This window comes from Citrobacter sp. RHBSTW-01013, from assembly GCF_013781985.1.
In the GTDB taxonomy this organism is placed as follows: domain Bacteria; phylum Pseudomonadota; class Gammaproteobacteria; order Enterobacterales; family Enterobacteriaceae; genus Citrobacter; species Citrobacter braakii.
This window is the reverse complement of record NZ_CP056185.1, coordinates 1,956,659-1,977,688: the sequence shown is the minus strand read 5'-3', so window position 1 is coordinate 1,977,688 and position 21,030 is coordinate 1,956,659. Positions and strand designations below refer to the sequence as shown.

17 protein-coding genes are annotated in these 21,030 nt (G+C 52.2%); 2 read left to right on the top strand and 15 right to left on the bottom strand.

The window, feature by feature from the left end; translation table 11 throughout:
* Position 1 precedes the first annotated feature (1 nt).
* The 11 genes from HV350_RS09510 to HV350_RS09460 form a co-directional block, all read right to left on the bottom strand.
* Complete coding sequence (locus HV350_RS09510) at positions 2–967, bottom strand: GDP-L-fucose synthase (RefSeq protein ID WP_047499637.1); 966 nt, start codon at positions 965–967, stop codon at positions 2–4.
* A gap of 2 nt (positions 968–969) precedes the next feature.
* The gene (gene gmd / locus HV350_RS09505) at positions 970–2,091 is read right to left on the bottom strand and encodes a GDP-mannose 4,6-dehydratase (RefSeq protein ID WP_181630334.1); all 1,122 of its coding nucleotides are present in this window, start codon (positions 2,089–2,091) and stop codon (positions 970–972) included.
* Between the two features lie 24 nt (positions 2,092–2,115).
* Positions 2,116–2,670 carry a colanic acid biosynthesis acetyltransferase WcaF gene (gene wcaF, locus HV350_RS09500; RefSeq protein ID WP_016153587.1) on the bottom strand — a complete coding sequence of 185 codons (555 nt, stop codon included), beginning with the start codon at positions 2,668–2,670 and terminating at the stop codon, positions 2,116–2,118.
* A gap of 9 nt (positions 2,671–2,679) precedes the next feature.
* Complete coding sequence (wcaE, locus tag HV350_RS09495) at positions 2,680–3,426, bottom strand: colanic acid biosynthesis glycosyltransferase WcaE (protein ID WP_049270706.1); 747 nt, start codon at positions 3,424–3,426, stop codon at positions 2,680–2,682.
* Between the two features lie 5 nt (positions 3,427–3,431).
* Positions 3,432–4,649 (bottom strand): colanic acid polymerase WcaD, encoded by a 1,218-nt coding sequence (gene wcaD / locus HV350_RS09490; RefSeq protein ID WP_016153589.1) that lies wholly within the window; start codon positions 4,647–4,649, stop codon positions 3,432–3,434.
* Complete coding sequence (gene wcaC, locus HV350_RS09485; protein WP_181630332.1) at positions 4,624–5,841, bottom strand: colanic acid biosynthesis glycosyltransferase WcaC; 1,218 nt, start codon at positions 5,839–5,841, stop codon at positions 4,624–4,626. Before wcaC ends, wcaD begins: the two co-directional genes overlap by 26 nt.
* Positions 5,838–6,326: a colanic acid biosynthesis acetyltransferase WcaB gene (wcaB, locus tag HV350_RS09480; protein WP_016156923.1), complete on the bottom strand. Its 489-nt coding sequence runs from the start codon at positions 6,324–6,326 to the stop codon at positions 5,838–5,840. Before wcaB ends, wcaC begins: the two co-directional genes overlap by 4 nt.
* Before the next feature lie 2 nt (positions 6,327–6,328).
* The gene (gene wcaA / locus HV350_RS09475; RefSeq protein WP_016153592.1) at positions 6,329–7,171 is read right to left on the bottom strand and encodes a colanic acid biosynthesis glycosyltransferase WcaA; all 843 of its coding nucleotides are present in this window, start codon (positions 7,169–7,171) and stop codon (positions 6,329–6,331) included.
* 120 nt (positions 7,172–7,291) lie between these two features.
* Complete coding sequence (gene wzc, locus HV350_RS09470) at positions 7,292–9,454, bottom strand: tyrosine-protein kinase Wzc (RefSeq protein WP_181630330.1); 2,163 nt, start codon at positions 9,452–9,454, stop codon at positions 7,292–7,294.
* Positions 9,451–9,900 carry a low molecular weight protein-tyrosine-phosphatase Wzb gene (wzb, locus tag HV350_RS09465; protein ID WP_181630329.1) on the bottom strand — a complete coding sequence of 150 codons (450 nt, stop codon included), beginning with the start codon at positions 9,898–9,900 and terminating at the stop codon, positions 9,451–9,453. Before wzb ends, wzc begins: the two co-directional genes overlap by 4 nt.
* Positions 9,901–9,905: 5 nt before the next feature.
* On the bottom strand, positions 9,906–11,045 hold the full coding sequence (locus tag HV350_RS09460; protein WP_047499630.1) for a polysaccharide export protein: 1,140 nt from the start codon (positions 11,043–11,045) through the stop codon (positions 9,906–9,908).
* A 654-nt stretch (positions 11,046–11,699) separates the two neighbouring features.
* On the opposite strand from HV350_RS09460, the gene HV350_RS09455 reads away from it, so the two are divergent.
* Positions 11,700–13,283, top strand: coding sequence for a TerC family protein (locus tag HV350_RS09455; protein WP_019077138.1), 1,584 nt, complete (start codon positions 11,700–11,702; stop codon positions 13,281–13,283).
* Between the two features lie 44 nt (positions 13,284–13,327).
* On the opposite strand, the gene asmA is transcribed toward HV350_RS09455, so the two are convergent.
* The 3 genes from asmA to udk form a co-directional block, all read right to left on the bottom strand.
* A complete protein-coding gene (asmA, locus tag HV350_RS09450) occupies positions 13,328–15,178 on the bottom strand; it encodes an outer membrane assembly protein AsmA (RefSeq protein ID WP_181630327.1) in 1,851 nt (616 codons plus the stop codon).
* Positions 15,179–15,203: 25 nt separating this feature from the next.
* Positions 15,204–15,785: a dCTP deaminase gene (dcd, locus tag HV350_RS09445; protein WP_016153598.1), complete on the bottom strand. Its 582-nt coding sequence runs from the start codon at positions 15,783–15,785 to the stop codon at positions 15,204–15,206.
* Positions 15,786–15,876: 91 nt separating this feature from the next.
* Positions 15,877–16,518 (bottom strand): uridine kinase, encoded by a 642-nt coding sequence (gene udk / locus HV350_RS09440; protein ID WP_003036776.1) that lies wholly within the window; start codon positions 16,516–16,518, stop codon positions 15,877–15,879.
* 315 nt (positions 16,519–16,833) lie between these two features.
* On the opposite strand from udk, the gene HV350_RS09435 reads away from it, so the two are divergent.
* Positions 16,834–20,163: a diguanylate cyclase gene (locus tag HV350_RS09435; protein WP_181630326.1), complete on the top strand. Its 3,330-nt coding sequence runs from the start codon at positions 16,834–16,836 to the stop codon at positions 20,161–20,163.
* Here HV350_RS09435 and alkA read toward each other — a convergent pair.
* A complete protein-coding gene (gene alkA, locus HV350_RS09430; RefSeq protein WP_181630324.1) occupies positions 20,131–21,000 on the bottom strand; it encodes a DNA-3-methyladenine glycosylase 2 in 870 nt (289 codons plus the stop codon). The two genes, HV350_RS09435 and alkA, sit on opposite strands and share 33 nt — an antisense overlap.
* Positions 21,001–21,030: the final 30 nt, after the last annotated feature.

The window sequence follows — 21,030 nt, the reverse complement described above, 5'->3', positions numbered from 1 at the left end:
CTTACCCCCGGTAGCGCTGCTGGTTTTCAAGGAACCACTGCCAGGTACTGGCAAGCCCCGCTTCCAGTGATATCTCGTGATACCAGCCCAACTGATGCAGACGCGTAACATCGAGCAATTTGCGCGGCGTTCCATCCGGTTTGCTGGCGTCGAACACCACGCGCCCCTTGTAACCCACGACCTGCGCGATGGTTTGCGCCAGTTCGCGGATGGTGCAGTCCACGCCGGTGCCCACGTTGATATGCGACAGCATCGGCTGGGTATATTCCTGCAAGACTTCCTGATCCAGCTCCATCACGTGGATACTGGCCGCTGCCATATCGTCAACATGCAGAAATTCACGCATTGGCGTCCCGCTTCCCCACACCACCACATCCGGCGTATTGTGCTCGCGAGCGTCATGAAAGCGGCGCAGCAGCGCCGGGATCACATGCGAATTACTCGGGTGGAAGTTGTCATGCGGCCCATACAGATTGGTCGGCATCACCGAGCGATAATCGCGGCCATACTGGCGGTTATACGATTCGCACAGCTTGATCCCGGCAATTTTGGCAATCGCATACGGCTCATTGGTCGGTTCCAGCTGCCCCTGCAACAGCTCGCTTTCGGCTATTGGCTGGGTGGCTTGCTTTGGATAAATACAGGATGATCCGAGGAACAGCAGTTTATTCACGTTATGCAAATGCGCAGCATGAATAATGTTGCTCTCAATCATCATGTTTTCATAAATAAAATCAGCAGGATAAGTATTATTCGCCACGATCCCGCCGACTTTAGCCGCCGCCAGATAAACCTGGTCAATACGTTCAGTGGCAAAGAACGCCTGCACCGCACTTGCGTCCAGCAGGTTAAGTTGGTCGCGGGTACGCAGCACCAGCTCGACATTATCTCGCTGCGACAATTGTCTGACGATGGCGGACCCCACCATCCCGCGATGGCCCGCCACAAAAATACGTTGTGTCTTCATCCTCAGTACTCCAGCGCGATGGCGACCTCGTAACCGTGCGACTTCAGCAGGGAATGCTTCTTCGCTGCTTCAAGATCGTTGGCAACCATTTCCGAGATCATCTGGCGCAACGTGATTTCCGGCTTCCAGCCCAGTTTTTCATGTGCTTTGGCCGGATCGCCCAGCAGCGTTTCCACCTCTGCCGGACGGAAATAGCGCGGATCGACGGCAATCATGACATCCCCAGGCTTCACACCCGGCGCGTCGTGTCCGGTTACGGAAACCACGATGCCTTTCTCATTCACGCCCTCGCCTTCAAAGCGCAATTTAATCCCCAACTGAGCGGCGGCCATTTCCACAAACTGGCGCACGGAATACTGCACGCCGGTGGCAATCACGAAATCTTCCGGCTTGTGCTGCTGCAGCATCATCCACTGCATCCTGACGTAATCTTTGGCATGCCCCCAGTCACGCAGCGAATCCATATTGCCCAGGTACAGGCAAGACTCCAGCCCCTGCGCGATGTTGGCGATCGCACGCGTAATTTTGCGCGTGACAAAGGTTTCCCCGCGGCGCGGAGATTCGTGGTTAAACAGAATGCCGTTACAGGCATACATACCGTAAGATTCGCGGTAGTTGACGGTTATCCAGTAGGCGTACAGCTTGGCAACGGCATACGGCGAGCGCGGGTAGAACGGCGTGCTCTCTTTCTGCGGGATTTCCTGTACCAGACCGTACAGTTCAGAGGTGGAAGCCTGATAAAAACGGGTCTTCTTTTCCAGCCCGAGGAAGCGGATAGCTTCCAGCAAACGCAAGGTGCCGATAGCATCGACATCCGCGGTGTATTCCGGTGAATCAAACGACACCGCGACATGACTCATGGCGCCCAGGTTATAGACCTCATCCGGTTGCACTTCCTGTAAAATACGGGTCAGGTTGGAGGAGTCCGTCAAATCGCCATAGTGCAGATGGAATTTGGGATTGCCCGAATGCGGATCCTGATAGATATGGTCCACACGTTCGGTGTTGAATGATGAAGCGCGGCGCTTAATACCGTGTACTTCATACCCTTTTTCCAGCAGGAACTCTGCCAGGTAAGAACCATCCTGCCCGGTTACGCCAGTGATGAGAGCGACTTTTGACATGTTATTACCTCTTAAATGATCCCCTCAGGGAGTAACTTTCTCGACGCGTTCGCGTGTGACTATTGCGGGATTTCCCCGACAAACGACATTGGCTGGCAGCGATTTAAATACACTGCTGCGTGCTCCGACGACGGTGCCATCGCCAATCGTCACGCCAGGCGCGACAAAGACATCTGTCGCCAGCCAGCATTTATCACCAACTACAATTGGTGTGGCGTTAATATCAAAATGTTGACTGGCATAATCATGACTCCCGGTGCATAAATAACTTTTTTGCGAAATAACCGCGTGCGCACCAATCGTAATATCACCCAGCGTATATAAAACCGCGTCATCACCCACCCAGGAATAATCTCCCAGGGTTAATTTCCACGGATAAGTAATTTTTACTGAAGGTCGAATAACTACGTTTTTTCCTATTTTTGCGCCAAACATTCGCAATAAAAACGCACGCCAGCGATACATTACCTGCGGGGACCAGCGAAATAATGTGGCTTGCACTGCCCACCATAATTGCACTTTAATGGCACCGCCGCCGCGAAAACCTCCCGGCACGTTGAAGCCGCTTAAATCCTGCATAATGTACCCTTACGCTTTTCCATATAAGGTTTTTGTTTTACCGGTTGTGCGCAGACGTAAATATTCTGACAATCCGGTCCAAAAACCTGGCATGTGTAATATCTGGCGCTGTACCTTTTTTGCATCCCGGCACAATTCCAGATTATTCGTCGTTGACACCCCACCCATGGAAAACTCTGACACCAGCCCGCTCAGCTTTTTAAACGCGTAACCTGACTTGTATAATTTGGCTGCCAGCGCGTAATCAGACGATATCTTATATTGCAAATCATAGCGCCAGACATTCAGTCCAGAGAGAGGAAAGAAGATGGCCTGATGGCTGGCGGGAAGGCTGTGATAAATATACCAACCCGGCTTGGCCCGCCGCTTAATTTTGTTACCATTACCGAAATCCAGCAACGCATCGCCAATGACCATCGCTTTATCGCTCTGCGTTTTTAGCTGGCGGATAAAATGAGCCGCATCTGCATGCAGAATATCCCCGGAGTTGAGGAACAGCGCAAACCGCCCGCGCGCCATAGCGATACCTTTGTTCATTGCATCATAGATGCCCTTATCCGGCTCGCTGACAAACCGTAACCGGTGCTCTCCACTGAGCCCTTCAAGAAAGGCCGAGGTACCGTCAGAGGAGCCGCCATCAACAACAATCCACTCAAAACTGATATCACCCGCCTGCGTCAGATGAGCTAACGACGCGTGAGTTTTGACGATCCCTTCCAGATTACGAAAGGCGACGGTAATAATACTGAGCAGCATGCGTTCTACCTCGCTATATTCAGCGCCTTGCGCAAAATAAACGGACATACAATTAAAAATGCGTATTCCGGACTAAATACTGAACCTGTAAAAAACAGCGACAGCGGCGTAAAAAGATAAAGCTGCACCCGATAATTCTGATTATCACCAAACGCATTGATCATCATCTTCATGACTTTCCCCATGTACCACAGGGCTAATATCACCGCGAACCATGAGAAATAAATAATCAGCAGATACAAGCCATTGTCTATCGTTTTACCAACATCTGCACCGTTAAAAATTCCGAATGACGCAACATATTCATAAAGTGAGCCGAATCTCACTACCCCATCAACGTTAAGTAACGAATAACCGACCATTACTAATGGTCCCACGATACGATAATACGATGATGAGCCTTCAGTTCCTAAATCTCCAAGCCGTGTCGCGATGTACGGAAACGCAAATATCACACCAACAACAAACACGCTTAATGAGATTATCGCCAGCGGCAACTTCTTTTTTATCGCATCTTTATTCAGATACTGGAACGCCCACTCCAGGAGGTAAAACAAAATAAATGTCATTACCCCTGAAAACGATCCTGATAATATTATCCCTGCCAGAATCATAGCATCGGACTTAGGCGTTTTGATACCAAACTGTTTGATACTGAGCCAAATTGAGATTAACGCCAGAGCGAAGAATGCCGGTTCGAAATAGAGTGCAGTGGTACGCTTCCCACCAAACTTAATAAAGTTCAGAACATAGCTATTACTGTAAATAAGATATTTCGAAATAACTTCCATTAAACTGCTGCCGCCACTAAGAATTATCTGCGCCATTTCCACCGCAGCTAACCCCACCACCAGGCCCACAACCAGCCAGAAAAAACGCAAGATCTTAATGTAGTTATGCGGCGAAATGGTTTTGAAGCGAATACTCCACACCATACCGATAATCACCACGGTATAGACAAACAGCATTGCGGACGTCACGTACTTGCTGGCATCCAGTGATTGTCCGAACAGATAGTTAAACGCCGTCAGTCCGCCCCCCACGCCCAGCGCAATCATTAATTTTTTAATATTGATGCGCTCGACAAACAGCAACAGCAGAACGGGCAAGAACGTGACGATAGTTATCGGGAAGCTCTCGCCAAGCTGGGCGAGTTTGACGTTAACCAGCAGATAAAGCAGCGGTAGCACCAGATAGCTACAGATTCTGATAGAACGAGACATACTCCTCCAGCATCTGTTGCCCACTGTATGCCACCCGGCTGCGCTGGCTGAACGCGGCAAGCGACGTGTCAAATACCGCCTGCGCAATGTCTGATCTTTTCAGTTGCACCAGGTGCAAAACATCCGCTTCGCTGAACGTTTTGCCGCCCGATTTCGCCAGCACTTCCTGCGCGGCATCGCTGTGCGTAGCAATCACCGGTACGCCGATGGAAAGCGCTTCGCACAGAATCAGCGGGTAGTTATCAACGCGCGAGCTGAACACCAGCCCATCCATCTCGTTAAGCGCGCTCATCAACGTGCGCTTATCGCTCTCAAACCCGTGATTGATGACGTTATCCCCGACAAACGGGGAAAATTTGCCGAAGGTATGCAGCTCAATTTTGTCTCCGAGCGCAATCATCGCTCGCACCAGTTGCTGACTGGTTTTACCGTCATAGCGCAGGTCATGGGCCACTACGGCGATTTTCGGTCTGCCGCTTTCCTCATGCTTAGCGGGAAGTTCGGCAAGAATGGCTTCCGTTGCCACATCGATGCCATTGTTAATAATGCGGCAACAACCGGCGCCATACAGACTGTTGAATGCATCGGCCACATGCTGACTGGGCGAGATGAACTGGCAGCCCAGCGCCAGCATGGCGCGAAACATCTGCCGTTTACCAGGCAACTGTTGATGGGCTTTATCGATTTTTACCGGCGGATAGTTACTGAGCGTTGGACATTTCTGACAGCCCGTTTTCCAGCTTTCGCAGCCATCGGTAAAGGCACAGCGCCCGGTCACGCTCCAGTGATCGTGCAGCGTCCAGACGAAGGTGATATCCGGTTTATGCGCCTTTACTTTTTGGCAAAAGGCGACCACCTCTTCCAGATTCAACCAGTAGCTGTGCAACACATGAAAATGCAGTACCAGCGGGCCGGAAGTGCGGGTTACCGTACGGTACAACTTGTCGAGATTGCCAAACATGTCGCGGTTCGCGAAACGAAACAGCGCAATGTTCGCCGCCGACGTCAGACGTGGCGTATGTTTGATAACCTGCGGGTAATTCTCGTGGCTGACGCTTTTCTTACCGCCTTTGCCATAGCCGTAGACAAAACGCGATGACAGCCCTTTCTCCAGCGCCCTCAGATGCAAATCTAACGCCACGCCTGCCGCCCCGCCTTCTGCGAGTCGCACATTAAACTGTAATATCTTCATTTTATTACCTTCACCCGTGCCTTCTCGCCCACGACCAGCGTATTGTCCGGGATGCTATCCACTACGACGCTCCCGGCGCCAATCGTCACGTTATCGCCAATGGCAACGCCGCCAAGCAGAGTGACATTGGCCCCCAGCTCAACGCCGTTACCGATGACCGGACAGGACAGATCGTTGCCGCCAAGATTGCCGATGGTGACGCCGTGGCGCAGGGTGAAATCATCCCCCGCCACCACGTGTTTATTGATCACCACCCCATAGCCATGATGGATGGTGAAACGACGACCAATAGATGCAGCGGCCTGGATTTCATAGCCAAACACGCATTCAGTGATAAGGCGATACATCACCAGCACCGGCGCCGCCCACAGGTTGTTCAAGACATTTTTTTTACGCCAGACGGAGCAAAAATGGGCAATCCGATAGGCCACCACCATGCAGCAGGGTCGCAGACTCCAGCCGTTCGCGCGTAAATCTTCCAGCATACTTAGCGTCCTCGCAGTCCGTCGGCCAGGCGCTTACTATTGCGAACAGAAAGCAGCGTCAGCAACGTGCGCCAGTTCATCCGTTTATTGCGGATCTGGTAGAGGGTAAACAGCTGATATTTCTTGCTGGCCCGATCAAATTTGCCTTTGTGCTTACGGTAGAACTGAAAGTAGCCGGAGAATTTATGCGGGGATGAGGTAATACGCATTTCACCGTGATTCACATGCAGGATCTGCGTTGCCTCTTTTACCTTCCACGGTTTGCCATACGCCACCACCATGCGCAGGAAAATGTCATAATCCTGCGCCGCTTTCAGCGTGGTATCGAACAGGCATGCTTTAAACCGCCAGGCCCAGGTAAACACCTGATTACCAATAATATTGCGCTTATAAAATTTACGGCGTGAATAAACGGCCTTCGGATAGAGCGGCAAACTGGTCGGCTGCGAATATACTTCGCCTTCACAGACATAGTCATTGGCATACAGAAACGCCCGCGTCACCAGATGATGGCGATAATTGAGAAATACGCTCAGGCGGTTCGGCGTCCATTCATCATCATCATCAATACCCGTAATATATTGCCCACTGGCCTGCATGATGGCCTGATTACGCACCGCACAGGCTCCGGAGTTAGTTGGATTACGCGTATACGACACACGCGGATCGTTGAGCTCTTCAACAAATTGCTGCAGTTGCTCATACGAGGAAGAGCAATCATCCACAATGATCATCTCCCAGTGAGGATAGTCCTGGCGCAGTACCGATTTAATCGCCCGGATGGCCAGTTGCTGACGGTTCCAGGTGGGCATATAAATTGAAATTAGCGGGTTGTCTGTCGTCATTTTCGTTTCCCAGATATCCCCGTCATACTTCAAGTTGCATCTGCGTTGGCTTTCCTGCAACTCGAGTTATTTAGGGTATAAATATGTTTTTGTGGGCCGCTATCCGGCAATGTTCGTTACCTATTTCGAATCCGAGGTGTACTCGTATTCGTAGTAACCGTAATCCTGATACCCGCTGGCGCGGCGGAAGATCGAGTTCAGGATCACCCCTTTCACCTGAATGCCGTTTTGCTCAAAGCGACTCAGGCTGGTTTCCACCTCTTTCAGCGTGTTGACCGCGTAACGCGCCACCATCAGCGTGGTTCCAGCGTGACGCCCCACGATAGCCGCATCGGTCACCGCCAGTATTGGCGGGGTATCGATCAGCACCAGGTCATAGTGCGAGCTGGCCCATGCAATCAGTTCGCCAAAGCGTTCACTCATCAGCAACTCGGAGGGGTTGGGGGGAATTTGTCCGCGAGGGATCAGATCAAAATGTGGAATCGATGTCGGTTTCGCACTGCATGAGATATCCCCCTTGCCGATGAGGATCTCAGACAGACCGTTAACGTTATTGGTCCCCAGCAGCTCGTGGGTATAGCCTTTGCGCATGTCGCAGTCGATCAACAGCACGCGTTTGTTGGTCTGACTAACGACCGCCGCCAGGTTGGCGCAGACAAACGTTTTACCAATTGACGGGCTGACGCCGGTCAGCATCAAGACGTTGTTGCGCGCCTGCATCATGGCAAAGTGCAGGCTGGTACGCAGGCTGCGGACCGCTTCTATCGCAAGATCCGTCGGATTCCCCACCGCCAGCAACTGGCTTTGTTTGTAGCGTTTCACGCCTTTAATGGTCTGCACGTTATCGCGTGCTTTTTGCCATTCTGATAGCGGAATGCTGGCATACACGCTGATACCATGCTCTTCCAGCGCCTGTGGGCTTTCAATGCCGCGATTAAACAGGGAACGCAGCAGTACGTCCACCACTGAAAGCATCAAACCAAGAATGATGCTACCGAGAATAATCAGCGTCGTTTTCGGCTTCAGCACGCCTGGCTGGGCAATCGCGGGATCGACGATGCGTACATCTCCGACCGTACTGGCCTCGGTAATCTTCAGCTCCTGCTGCTTGTTCAGCAGTTGCATATAGACCTGCTGGCCGGACTCCACGTCACGCGTCAGGCGGACAATTTCCTGCTGCGTTTTCGGCATCGCCGTTACGCGCCCGTTCAGCTTGCTTTTCTCATCTTCCAGCGCCTGGCGTTTTTCCAGCAAGGTGCGGTACGCAGGGTGCGCTTTGGTGAACAGCTTGGAAATCTCCGCTTCTTTGAAGGTCAGCTCATTAAGCTGCGCATCAATATTCACCATGGAATCCAGCACCGCTTTGGCTTCCAGCGGCAAATCCACGGAGTCTTTGTCCTGACGAAAGGCATTCAGCTTGTTTTCGGCAACGTCCAGCCGGTTACGTACCTCGGGCAACTGCTTTGCCAGAAACGCCAGACTTTTGGCGGCCTCTTCAGATTTACGCTCCACGTTTTGTTGCAGATAGTTGCGGGTAATACTGTCAAGGATCTGGCGGATTTGCTCGCGGTCTTCGCCGGTAAAGGTCAGGCTCAGTACGCCAGTGTCTTTGCCGGTTTCCGTCACCATCAGATTATTTTGCAAGGTGTTGATCATGCCCAGCGTGGAGAATTTGCTGACGGTAAATTGGCTCTCAGGGCTGGCATGGATCGCCTCGACCAGCATCGTCACGCCGTCATGTTTCAGCACCTGCCCAACCTGCCCCTGGGCGCTAAAACCTCCGTCACTCACCAGCTGATAACTTTTGTCATTCAGCACGCTTAGCGTGAAGGTCTGTTCATTCATTGCCTTTGGCAGCGTGAAAGTCGTCACGTTAACCGTTTCGTTCTGGCGACCCATCAACCGATCCCAACCCGCGCCAAAAATGGGGAACGTATCTTTGGTAACCGCGATATCCAGATTGAGATCGTCTACCGTTTTCCCCAATACCAGCCGTGACTGGATGAGCTGAATTTCCGCTTCAGAGGCCGGAGGTTTGTTCGACAACGCCGAGCCAATATCCTGCACCAGTGAATTTCCGGTATTTTGCTCAATTTGCACCAGCGCGTCCGCACTGTAGATGGGAGTGGCAAATAGCGTGTAGACCGCTGCGCATAATGCAAATGCCGCAGTAATACCAAGCACCCACCAGCGGGCTTCCACCACCGTTGCCACCAGACGACCAATATCGATTTCATCATTGCCCGTTACCGGCGCAGCAGACTGTTTTACTTTTTCTGTCATTGTTTTCCCTGCTCTGCGTTCAATGCCTGAGCCCATTGGCGGGCAGACCGTTCAAGTAATGCGTACACCGCGTCAAACGCATCACGGCTTTTACGATACGGATCGGGAATTTCGCGCTCGCTGTCCCAGTGACCAAACAACATCACTTTGCCGCGCATCTCCGGCACCATTTCACACAGGGCAGAGATATGGCGTTTTTCCATGGTCAGGATCAGGTCATACTCCCGGCACATTCGTCCCGAGATCTGCCGGGCACAATGATTCTCCAGTGACAGGTTGTGCGCCTGCGCCACGCTGATGGCGCACGGGTCCGCGCCTTTGCCTACCATCGCCCCGAGGCCGGCAGAAGAGACCGTCAGCGCCGGGTGAAATTGCCTTAACAAGCGCTCTGCCGTCGGAGAGCGGCAAATGTTCCCCACACAGACAACTAAGATTTTGTTAAACATGACGATTACCAGTTGTGAAGGTCGCTGGCCGTGTCCGTCATATAGCGAACACCGCTAATAGTCGGCAGCAACTGATTGATCAAACGGTTCCAGCGAGCAACCGGCGCGGTAGTGACGTACACCACATCGTATGGCTGGAGTCGGAATGACGTCGCCATCACCAGCGATGTCGCATCGGACATATCAAGCTGATAGATATTGGCAATCTTGCCGTTGTTCCCGCCCTCGCCTTTCAATGGACGAATAACGAAAATGCCGCTGGCGTTGGAGGTGGTCAGGTCGATACCTTCCGCGTTGCCGAGCGCTTCGGTGAGCGTCATGCCGCTGAAGTCCATTTTGAGGGTGCTCTGTTTTTTCACTTCCCCCATCACGAAGACTTTCAAATCGTCATTACGCGGAACAAACAGGATGTCGCCAGGATAGAGCAGACGGTTCTGGCTCAGGTCGCCATTTTGCATTAGCGCTTGCAGTGAAATACGTTGCTCCTGCCCTTTATGAGTCAGTACAACGTTGCGCCAGTCTGCCGCCTCGGTGAGACCGCCTGCGGCGTTAATGGCATCGAGAATGGTAAGCGGCACGTTGGTGATGGCCTGCTGGCCGGATTTGTTCACCTGCCCGGAGACATAGGCCTTCTGCGAACGGAAAGCGGCGATATTAACGTCCACCTGCGGGTCAGCAATGTACTTCGCTAAGCGCCCGGTAATATCACTACGAATTTCGGCCAACGTTTTCCCTGACACGCTAACTTTGCCGATGTAGGGGTAAAACATGGTGCCATCAGGCTGCACCCAGTTGCCGGCATCACTTGAGCTACGATACTGCCCAGCCGGCGTGGTGAGTTCAGGATGATCCCAGACGGTAACATTCAGGACATCGCCCGGGCCGACCCGGTACTGATACCCGGAAATCTCCTGGTCGAGAGACATATTAGGCTGCGCAACATTTGGTCGGGGACGTAATTGTTCGACCAGTCGTGGGGTGAGTGGATAAACATTCACCATGCGATCGATATCAAAATCAGCGTCCTGCTGTTTAATCACATCTTTGCCCATCGTAGACATATTGCTGCCCGGAAGCACGGTACAACCGTTTATCAAGATTACCGATACCAATACAGGCATCAATTTAAGTTTGGATTTCATCATTGATTATTTATCACTTTGGCAGAGTAATTATCACGTGCGATCTAAATAGCGACTTCGCCTGTACGCATTTACCTTGCCGTTAATTGAAAAGGAATTTAACTGGCATCTGTCCTAAAAAAAATGAATTCATCTGCGGTCTCTTGACAGAATAATTTAGGCTCGTCTCAGGCGACCAGACACGCTACCGCCCCTGGCTTCATTAGCTACCAATGCACTGATTAATTTAAATTTTTATCTTCCCCTTTATTTTCATCACATTCACAGCGGGAACGCATCAGGAATAGCGCCGCTGGTTGATAAGGAAATATTTATCTTTTGATTATTACCGGAAGAATTGTTGCAGCTAAGCGAATATCAGGCAAGGTAACAAGTTACCGACAACTTGCTTTTAAGATTAATATTAAGCGTTGAATTTGTATATTTTTAGGATTTTATTGATATTGACAATATTAATATAGAAATATCCCACCTGCGATATTTCTTAAAGAGCTTTGGATTAATAATATAATTTCCTGTAGTTACATTAAGGCTAATATCCCGTACCTGGTTGTAATAGGCTACAGAGAAATCCCTCCTCGCCATTGCATTTTTCGCCAGTTTTACCCATGATCGAATTGTGACAATTGTCATACAACTATGGGTATAGCATTTACTATGGAATGGATTGCCGATCCGTCAATCTGGGCCGGACTCGTCACGCTAATCGTGATCGAACTTGTTCTTGGCATTGATAATCTTGTTTTTATTGCCATCCTCGCGGAGAAACTGCCTCCTGCCCAGCGGGATAAGGCGCGTATTACCGGGCTACTGCTGGCGATGGTCATGCGCCTGCTGCTGTTGGCATCAATATCATGGCTGGTAACGCTGACCACGCCGCTGTTCAGCATTCGCGGCCTGAGCTTCAGCGCGCGCGATCTGATCATGCTGTTCGGCGGTTTCTTCCTGCTGTTTAAAGCCACCATGGAGCTAAACGAACGGCTGGAAGGCAAAGACAGCGAGAACCCGACCCAGCGTAAAGGCGCTAAGTTCTGGGGCGTCGTCGCGCAAATAGTCGTGCTGGACGCCATCTTCTCCCTGGATTCCGTCATTACCGCCGTGGGTATGGTCGATCACCTGGCGGTAATGATGGCTGCGGTGATTATTGCCATCAGCCTGATGGTGCTTGCCAGCAAGTCGCTGACGCGCTTTGTCAACAGCCATCCCACTATCGTCATTCTGTGCCTGAGCTTCTTGCTGATGATTGGTTTCAGCCTGGTCGCCGATGGGTTTGGTTTCCATATTCCGAAAGGTTACCTGTACGCCGCCATCGGCTTCTCGGTCATGATAGAAGCATTGAACCAGTTGGCTATCTTTAACCGCCGTCGCTTCCTGTCAGCCAACCATACCCTGCGCCAGCGCACCGCCGAGGCGGTAATGCGACTGCTGAGCGGGCAAAAAGAAGACGCCGAACTGGATGCCGAAACCGCAGCCATGCTGGCAGACCATCATGAAGGACAAATTTTTGCCCCTCAGGAACGGCGGATGATTGAACGTGTGCTGAACCTTAATCAGCGTACGGTCAGCAGCATCATGACCTCACGCCATGATATTGAGCACATCGACCTCAATGCGCCGGAAACAGAAATCCGCGCTTTGCTGGAAAAAAACCAGCATACGCGTCTGGTGGTCACCGGCGAAGATGAGCAGGAAGACTTGCTGGGCGTGGTGCATGTCATTGACCTGCTGCAGCAATCTCTTCGCGGCGAGCCGCTCGACTTACGCGTCTTGATTCGCCAGCCGTTGGTGTTCCCGGAAACTCTGCCGCTGCTTCCGGCGCTTGAACAGTTTCGTAACGCCCGGACGCACTTCGCTTTTGTGGCCGATGAATTTGGGTCAGTTGAAGGGATTGTAACGCTCAGTGACGTGATGGAAACCATCGCCGGTAACCTGCCAAATGAGGTAGAGGAGATTGACGCCCGCCATGACATTCAGAAAAACGCGGATGGTTCATGGACCGCAAACGGACACATGCCGCTGGAAGATCTGGTGCAGTACGTGCCTATCCCGTTAGATGATAAGCGTGAATATCACACCATTGCCGGACTGTTAATGGAGTATTTGCAGCGCATCCCGAAAACCGGGGAGGAAGTTCAGGTCGGCGACTATCGACTAAAAACCCTGCAGGTGGAAAATCATCGCGTGCAAAAAGTCCAACTGATACCGCTGCACAGTGAAGAAGAGATGGATTACGAGGTGTAAATCACGAGCCGGAGGCGGCATCAACCGCCATCCGGCAATATGAATCAGAGTTTATCCAGCAACTTTTTAACATCTTTACCGTTGCGGGAGTCTTTATTGCGATCGGCCCAGTCGTTAAGGCGACGTTTTGCTTCATCCTGCAAATGCTTACGCAAAATCTGGTCGACCTGCAGACTGTAGTTTAGCGCCTGCCACTGACCGTAGACTCTGAGAGGAACCGGGGTAGCCTTCAGGAAGTTAATCAGCTTACTTTCGCCATCCCAGCCGCCCAGCACGCGAATGTTAAACAGCGTGTCGCAATTCAGCTTCACCAGATCCAGCGTTCCCTTGCCGGTCAGCGCCAGCATCGCCGACTCACCCGCCATGTTATCCAGCATAACCTCGCCGTTATCCAGCGTCATATCGGTTACGAAATGATCCAACCGGGTCACGTTATCCAGGTTTTGCTGAGCTTTAACATCCCCACCGCTACGTTCGACGGCCTGTTGTATCATCTGCTGAAAGTTCATTCCTTCCATTCGCGTATCGCTCATTTCGACATGGGCCTGCCCTTGCCAGCTATGACGAAACGCCTGGGCATCAATATCTGAGCCAGAGAAATCCCCTGCCAGTGATAGCTTACCGGTGAGGGCGATGGGGTAGTCGAAGGCTTTCAGGATAGTACCAATTTCCACGCCTTCCAGGCGCGGATGGAAGACCGCTCGCGGCTGTCCTTTTCTGGCATCCAGCATACCAGGAAGCGACACCAGCCCGCCGTCACTTTTCCCCTGCAACTGCGTAACGTTCAATAAGCCGAACTGGTTGTCAATTTTTGCCGAGACATTATCAAACGCCATTTTCCGCCACAGCACTTTGTCAGCTTGCAACGCGATGTCTGCCGAAAATCCCTTCAGCCCCTGATACGAAACGGCATCAACCTGGGAAGCAATGACGGGGCGCGCCAGCGTTGACTGACTCTGACCTTGCTGAACTTCACCGTTCGTCGTCACAGCCTCACGTTGTACGAGCAGATTGTCCAGATTGAGCTGACCAAACTTCAGGTCGACGGCCCATTCTGGTTTTTCCAACAATGTCACATGAACTTGCCCGGCGAGAGAGCTGTCGTTAGCGGTCAAATGAATCTGGCTAAACGCGAGCTGTTTTTTCTCTTCCAGCCACTGCGCCTGAAACTGTCCCTGGCCTTTGATCCCCTGCGCCGGTAGATCGGCCCCCTGCAATTGCCAGCTTAGCTGCTCAATATTCGCGGATAAGTTATGCGGATAGTCGGAGGCATCAACGCTGCCGTTGAAGGATAACGCGAGGTCACGCTGATCGCGGTTAACGCGCCCGGAGAAATCAAACGTGCCGCGGTGCTGGTTATCCTGTTCCATATCCAGACGAATATCGCGAACCGTGACCTGTTCATCGTCTTCATGCTGGAATACCAGAACGCTATCGGCAACACGCAGGCGGGCAATATCAAACGACCATCCTCTGTCTTCAGCCAGGTCGGGCAAGGTATTGTCTTTTGGGGCAACGGGCGCATCTTTGCCACGCACCGCTTCAGTTTGCGGGGTCAGTTGAATCACCGCGCCTTTGAGCATCACCTGCTTCACGCTGAGCTGGTGACTCAACAGCGGCCACAACGCGACGTCAAGACGCATATTGTCGGCACGAATCAGGGGTTCGCTGGCGCCTTCAGCCGTTAACACCATGCGCCCCGAGAGGATACTCAGCTGTGGCCATACGTGCCAACGCAGAGGGCCATCCAACTGCAGCTGATATCCGCTACGCGCAGCAACCTGCTTGACCATATATGCGCGGAAATCATTCGGATTAACCAACAGTACTAACGCAGAAAAACCGGCCACCAGCACGACCAGTAGGATCATCAGCGTCGTCAGAAATCGTCTCATGCTATCCCCAATGGACTGAAAATACTCAGTCTTTATCGATCCGGCTGGCAACGGCGCCCTGCTGATCGCGATACTTTGCATCCTGACGACGGTTGTAAGGTCGCGCCGCCGGACCGGAAAGCGGTTCGAAGCTTAATGCGCCAATCGGCATGCCAGGACGCAGGGCCAGCGGTAGTTTTCCGGAGTTGTAAAACTCCAGTACGATGCAGCCAGACCAGCCCGGATCGATACGGTGTGCGGTGACGTGTACCATCAGTCCCAGACGCGCCAGCGAAGAACGGCCATCTAACCAACCCACAAGATCGGAAGGCAGCGTCACGGATTCGAACGTCACTGCCAGCGCCAGTTCGCCCGGATGCAGGAAAAATGCCTCGCCGTCTTTGAGGACGATTTCATCACTCATCACGCGATCCAGCGCGGCGCTGACTTCATCTTTCGGTCCGCTCAGATCGATATACGCCGCCGTATGCCCGCGGAACGTACGGAATTTGTTGCCAAGGCGCACATCTACCGTGGCGCCGTTGATTCGCTCGACAGGAGGGCGTGGATTGATCGACAGACGACCTTGATCCAACCAGGCTTCAATATCTCGGTCACATAAACGCATGGCACTTTCTCCTTTCGTGCTTCAACCCCTTAATGCCAGGTGCATTAAGGGTGAACCAGGTTAACACTGAACGGTACACAATTCGCTGAACTTATTCAAAGAACTGACTGATTTTAGCCTTCAGAATATCGATGGCGATGCGGTTTTTACCCCCGCGCGGCACAATGATGTCGGCGTATTGTTTTGAAGGCTCAATAAATTGCAGGAACATTGGACGGACGGTTTTCTGATATTGCGCCATCACTGAATCCATTGAACGACCACGTTCGTTCACATCGCGCTTGATACGGCGCATCAGGCAAATATCCAGCGGGGTATCAACAAAAATAGAGAAGTTCATCTCATCACGCAAACGCGCATCCGTCAGCAGCAAAATGCCTTCCAGGATGATGACTTTCTTGGGTTCGATATGAATAGTGTCTTGCGTGCGCGTGTGCTCAACGTAGCTGTACACCGGCAGCTCAATGGCACTACCGCGTTTCAGCGTTTGCAGATGTTGGAACAGCAGGCTGTGATCCATCGCGTTCGGATGGTCGTAGTTGGTTTTTACACGCTCTTCCATCGATAGATGGCTTTGATCTTTGTAATAGCTGTCTTCGGGAATAACGCCAATATGTTCGTCACCGACTTGTTCACGCAATTCGCGATAAAGAGTACTGGCAATAAGACTCTTGCCGGAAGCCGATGCGCCGGCAATGCCGATAATGACGCACTGATGGGACTGATCAGTCATAAATTTAGCGACCTGATTAACCTGGATGTTAGGAAGGGCGGCGCCGAAACGCCAAACGCGGCAATTATAGGGATTTCAGCGGCGCGACGCCAGCCCAGGCTGCACCAATGCCTTCCCTGTCGCAAATTAAAACGGTCATATTTAAAGCATGCGCTACATTTATTCGCCAGCCTTAGTAATTAATAGCTTGAGAGTGTTAATTTATGAGCAGCTGGCGTATAAATTGTAAATTATTTGTACTAGCATAAACCCAGATTAAATGTGATGCGTCCGGCATCTCTACTGGGCGACAACGGCTATTTGGGTAGAGTGGTAATGAGTAAACAATCCCAACATGTTTTAGTTACCTTACCTCATCCTCTACTGCGCCTGGCCAGTTTAGGTCTGGTGGCTTTCATCTTTACGCTGTTCTCGCTGGAACTGTCTCGTTTCGGGGCGCAGCTGGCGCCGCTGTGGTTTCCGACCTCAATCATGATGGTGGCTTTTTACCGTCATGCGGGAAAAATGTGGCCGGGGATCGCGCTGGCGTGCTCATTGGGTAACATCGCGGGTTCTTTGCTCTTCTTCCCCGGAGAGTCGCTTAGCTTTACCTACACGGCCATCAACATTATTGAGGCTGTCGTGGGGGCAATGTTATTGCGCAAACTGCTGCCCTGGTACAATCCTTTACAAAATCTCAACGACTGGGCGCGCCTGGCATTCGGCAGCGCAGTGGTCCCTCCGCTGCTGGGCGGCGTATTACTCTGGTTATTATTACCGCAAGAAACGTCGTTAAATACCTTCCTCATTTGGGTGCTGTCAGAATCCATCGGCGCGCTGGCGCTGGTACCATTAGGTTTACTGTTTAAGCCACATTATCTGCTGCGCCACCGCAATCCGCGATTACTGCTTGAAACTCTGATTACGCTTCTGGTGACGTTAACGTTCAGTTGGCTGTCGATGATGTTCATTCCATGGCCGTTTACCTGCGTTATTGTCCTGTTGATGTGGAGCGCTGTCCGTCTGCCGCGTATGGAGGCATTTTTAATTTTCCTCAGCACCGTGATGATGGTTTCGCTGATGTTGGCCGCTGACCCTTCGCTGCTCTACACCCCCAAACAGAACATGATGACCAGCATACCGTGGCTGCCGTTTTTGATGATCCTGTTGCCAGCCAATATGATGACCATGGTGATGTACGCGTTTCGGGCTGAACGCAAGCACATCTCAGAAAGCGAAGCGCGCTTTCGCAATGCTATGGAATATTCCGCAATTGGCATGGCGCTGGTCGGGACCGAGGGGCAATGGCTACAGGCCAATAAAGCCTTGTGCCAGTTTCTGGGTTATAGCCAGGAGGAGCTACGTTCGCTCACCTTCCAGCAATTAACCTGGCCGGAAGATTTGAACAATGACCTCGAACAGTTGAACATGCTGGCACGCGGGGAAATTAACAGCTATTCCATGGAGAAGCGCTATTACACGCGCGCGGGCGAGGTGGTATGGGCTTTGCTGGCCGTTTCGCTGGTGCGCCATAGCGACACCACCCCACTCTACTTTATTGCTCAGATTGAGGATATTAACGATCTGAAGCACACCGAGTGGATGAACAAACGGCTGATGGAGCGCATTACGCTCGCTAATGAAGCCGGGGGGATCGGCATTTGGGAATGGGAACTGCAGCCTGATGTGATCAGTTGGGATAAGCGTATGTTCGATCTCTATGAAGTCCCGGCACATATCAAGCCCAGCTGGCAAGTCTGGTATGAATGCGTTGTGCCTGAAGATCGCGAACACGCCGAAAATGTGATTCGCGATTCGCTGGCCGCACGAGCCCCATTTAAGCTTGAGTTTCGTATCGCAGTAAAAGGTGGCATACGGCATATCCGCTCGTTGGCCAACCGGGTACTGAATAAAGACGGTGAAGTTGAACGCTTACTTGGCATCAATATGGATATGACCGAGGTGAAGCAGCTCAACGAAGCGCTGTTTCAAGAAAAAGAGCGTTTGCATATTACGCTGGACTCCATCGGCGAGGCGGTGATTTGTATTGATGTCGACATGAATGTGACCTTTATGAATCCGGTCGCTGAGAAAATGAGCGGCTGGCAGCAGGAAAACGCAATTGGCATTCCGCTCCTGACAGTACTGCGTATTACTTTCGGCGATAACGGTCCGCTGATGGAAAATATCTACAGTGCCGACATGTCACGTAAGGCAATGGAGCAGGAAGTCGTCCTGCATTGTCGCAACGGCAACAGTTATGACATTCAGTACAGCATCACGCCCCTCAGCACCCTTGATGGCGGCAGCATTGGCTCGGTGCTGGTCATTCAGGATGTCACCGAGTCACGTAAGATGCTGCGCCAGCTTAGCTACAGCGCTTCGCATGACGACCTGACGCAGTTGGCCAATCGGGTCAGCTTTGAAAACCATCTCAAACAGTTGCTGCATACGGTACACGACGCGCACCAGAGTCATGTGCTGGTTTTTATCGATCTTGATCGTTTTAAAGCGGTGAACGATAGCGCAGGGCATGCCGCAGGCGATGCCCTGCTGCGCGAACTCTCTTCACTGATGCTAAGCATGCTGCGGTCCAGCGATATGCTGGCGCGCCTTGGCGGCGACGAGTTTGGTCTGTTGCTGCCGGATTGTAATATCGAAAGCGCCCGCTTCATCTCAGGTCGCATCATCAGTGCTATTAACGATTACCACTTCATGTGGGATGGCCGCTTGCACCGCATTGGCGCCAGTGCGGGAATTACGCTGATTGATGACAAAAACCATGTTGCGACTGACGTCATGTCTCAGGCGGATATCGCCTGCTACGCGGCGAAAAACAGCGGACGTGGGCGTGTCTGCGTCTATGAACCCCAGCAAAGCCAGGCGCATGCCGCGCGTAGCCAACTGTCATTGGACGAACAAAAGCATACCATTATGCACAGCCCGATGCTGATGATCGCCAGAGGCGTGGCTTCTCCACGTATACCTGAGACGTTTAGCTTCTGGCTTATATCGCTACGCTTAGGGACCGCTGAAGGCGAAGTGATTGAAGAGCAGACATTCCGTACCGGGCTGGTCGATCCCACATTGAATCAAGCGCTCGACCGTCGGGTATTCAGCGAATTCTTCCAGAATGCTGCCCCGGCAGTCGCCAGCAAGGGCCTCAGTGTTGCGCTCCCCCTTTCCGCCGCCGGGCTGCTCAATTCAGAACTTGTTGATGAGCTGCTGGAACAATTGCAACATAGCCCGTTACCGCCACGCCTGCTGCACCTGACCGTTCCGGCCAGCGTCATTAAAACGAATCCAACGCAGGCGATATCCGCCCTGCATCGGCTACGTCAGTTCGGTTGTCGAATTGTGTTAAGTCAGGTCGGTCGTGATTTAGAGCTTTTTGACAATCTGAAATACCGCATTGTCGATTACCTGTTGCTTGACAGCGAACTAAGCGCCAGCGCTCACGGAGACCTGATTGACGAGATGTGGGTGTCCATTATCCAGGGCCATGCCCAGCGTCTGGACATTAAAAGCATCGCCGGTCCGGTGCAGTTGCCGCTTATCATGGATGCGCTTTCTGGCATCGGTATTGACATGATTTATGGCGACATTATTGCCAACGCCCAACCGTTGGATCTGCTACTGAATACCAGTAATTTCGCCATCAACTGACGGTTGCCAGCCATCCGTGTACCAGATATGCAAGAGTGCATAGGAGCGCCAGGGTTTCCAACGCTCTGCATACCGCCGGATCTGGGCTGGCGTCATGCCGGGAAAACGCTGTTTAATCAGATAATCATCCGGCAGAAAAACATCCTTCGCCTGCCAACCACGCAGCGCAAAATAGTTGGCGGTCCAGCGCCCTATTCCGGGAAACGTTTGTAGTTGCTTAACGCCTTGCTCAATATCGTCAGGCGCTTCTGTCGCAAGCGTTCCTTCAAGCGTTGCACGCGCCAGGTGAATCAACGCTTCAGCGCGTTTGAGCGGCATCCCTAACGCTTTCAGGTGCAGCGGTTCGGCGTCAGCAAGCGCTTCAGGCGTGGGAAAACAAACATACCCTGGCGCACCCTCCAGCGTGTCGCCATAAGCATGCGCGACTTTCGCCGTCAGTTTTGCCGCCATAGCCACGCTGACTAACTGCCCTAAAATCGCCCGTACCCCTTGCTCAAAAGCATCGACACATCCCGGCAGGCGCAGTCCCGGACGCGCCGCACCAAGGCTTCCCAGCGCGCTGACAATTTGCTGCGGGCAACAAGTAAGATCAAACAAACGGGTTATTTTCGCCAGGCACTCGGGGGCGGCGGGTTGTAATCCCGAACTTAACGTCACGTGTAGCACATTGGCGTGCAAATCCGGTACGACGCGCACCAGACCCCGATGCTCCCCTACGGACAGGCTTCTGGTATAACTCAGTTCCTCCACCGTTTCGACACCGTCAACCGCACGGGCGGCAAGAAATCCCAGCATCCAGGGCCAGTCATAAGGCGGTTGCCAGCTCAGCGTGAACATTCAGTTTTCCTTTTTATGCAAACCTACAGC

Bases quoted from the DNA above. Each gene is read 5' to 3' on its own strand.
- HV350_RS09455 (WP_019077138.1), top strand. From the start codon at position 11,700: ATGGAATGGATTGCCGATCCGTCAATCTGGGCCGGACTCGTCACGCTA.
- wzc (WP_181630330.1), bottom strand. From the start codon at position 9,454: ATGACAGAAAAAGTAAAACAGTCTGCTGCGCCGGTAACGGGCAATGAT.
- wcaC (WP_181630332.1), bottom strand. From the start codon at position 5,841: ATGAAGATATTACAGTTTAATGTGCGACTCGCAGAAGGCGGGGCGGCA.
- alkA (WP_181630324.1), bottom strand. From the start codon at position 21,000: ATGTTCACGCTGAGCTGGCAACCGCCTTATGACTGGCCCTGGATGCTG.
- HV350_RS09460 (WP_047499630.1), bottom strand. From the start codon at position 11,045: ATGATGAAATCCAAACTTAAATTGATGCCTGTATTGGTATCGGTAATC.
- wcaD (WP_016153589.1), bottom strand. From the start codon at position 4,649: ATGTCTCGTTCTATCAGAATCTGTAGCTATCTGGTGCTACCGCTGCTT.
- wcaF (WP_016153587.1), bottom strand. From the start codon at position 2,670: ATGCAGGATTTAAGCGGCTTCAACGTGCCGGGAGGTTTTCGCGGCGGC.
- udk (WP_003036776.1), bottom strand. From the start codon at position 16,518: ATGACTGATCAGTCCCATCAGTGCGTCATTATCGGCATTGCCGGCGCA.
- wcaA (WP_016153592.1), bottom strand. From the start codon at position 7,171: ATGACGACAGACAACCCGCTAATTTCAATTTATATGCCCACCTGGAAC.
- HV350_RS09435 (WP_181630326.1), top strand. From the start codon at position 16,834: ATGAGTAAACAATCCCAACATGTTTTAGTTACCTTACCTCATCCTCTA.
- HV350_RS09510 (WP_047499637.1), bottom strand. From the start codon at position 967: ATGAAGACACAACGTATTTTTGTGGCGGGCCATCGCGGGATGGTGGGG.
- dcd (WP_016153598.1), bottom strand. From the start codon at position 15,785: ATGCGTTTATGTGACCGAGATATTGAAGCCTGGTTGGATCAAGGTCGT.
- gmd (WP_181630334.1), bottom strand. From the start codon at position 2,091: ATGTCAAAAGTCGCTCTCATCACTGGCGTAACCGGGCAGGATGGTTCT.
- wzb (WP_181630329.1), bottom strand. From the start codon at position 9,900: ATGTTTAACAAAATCTTAGTTGTCTGTGTGGGGAACATTTGCCGCTCT.
- wcaE (WP_049270706.1), bottom strand. From the start codon at position 3,426: ATGCTGCTCAGTATTATTACCGTCGCCTTTCGTAATCTGGAAGGGATC.
- asmA (WP_181630327.1), bottom strand. From the start codon at position 15,178: ATGAGACGATTTCTGACGACGCTGATGATCCTACTGGTCGTGCTGGTG.
- wcaB (WP_016156923.1), bottom strand. From the start codon at position 6,326: ATGCTGGAAGATTTACGCGCGAACGGCTGGAGTCTGCGACCCTGCTGC.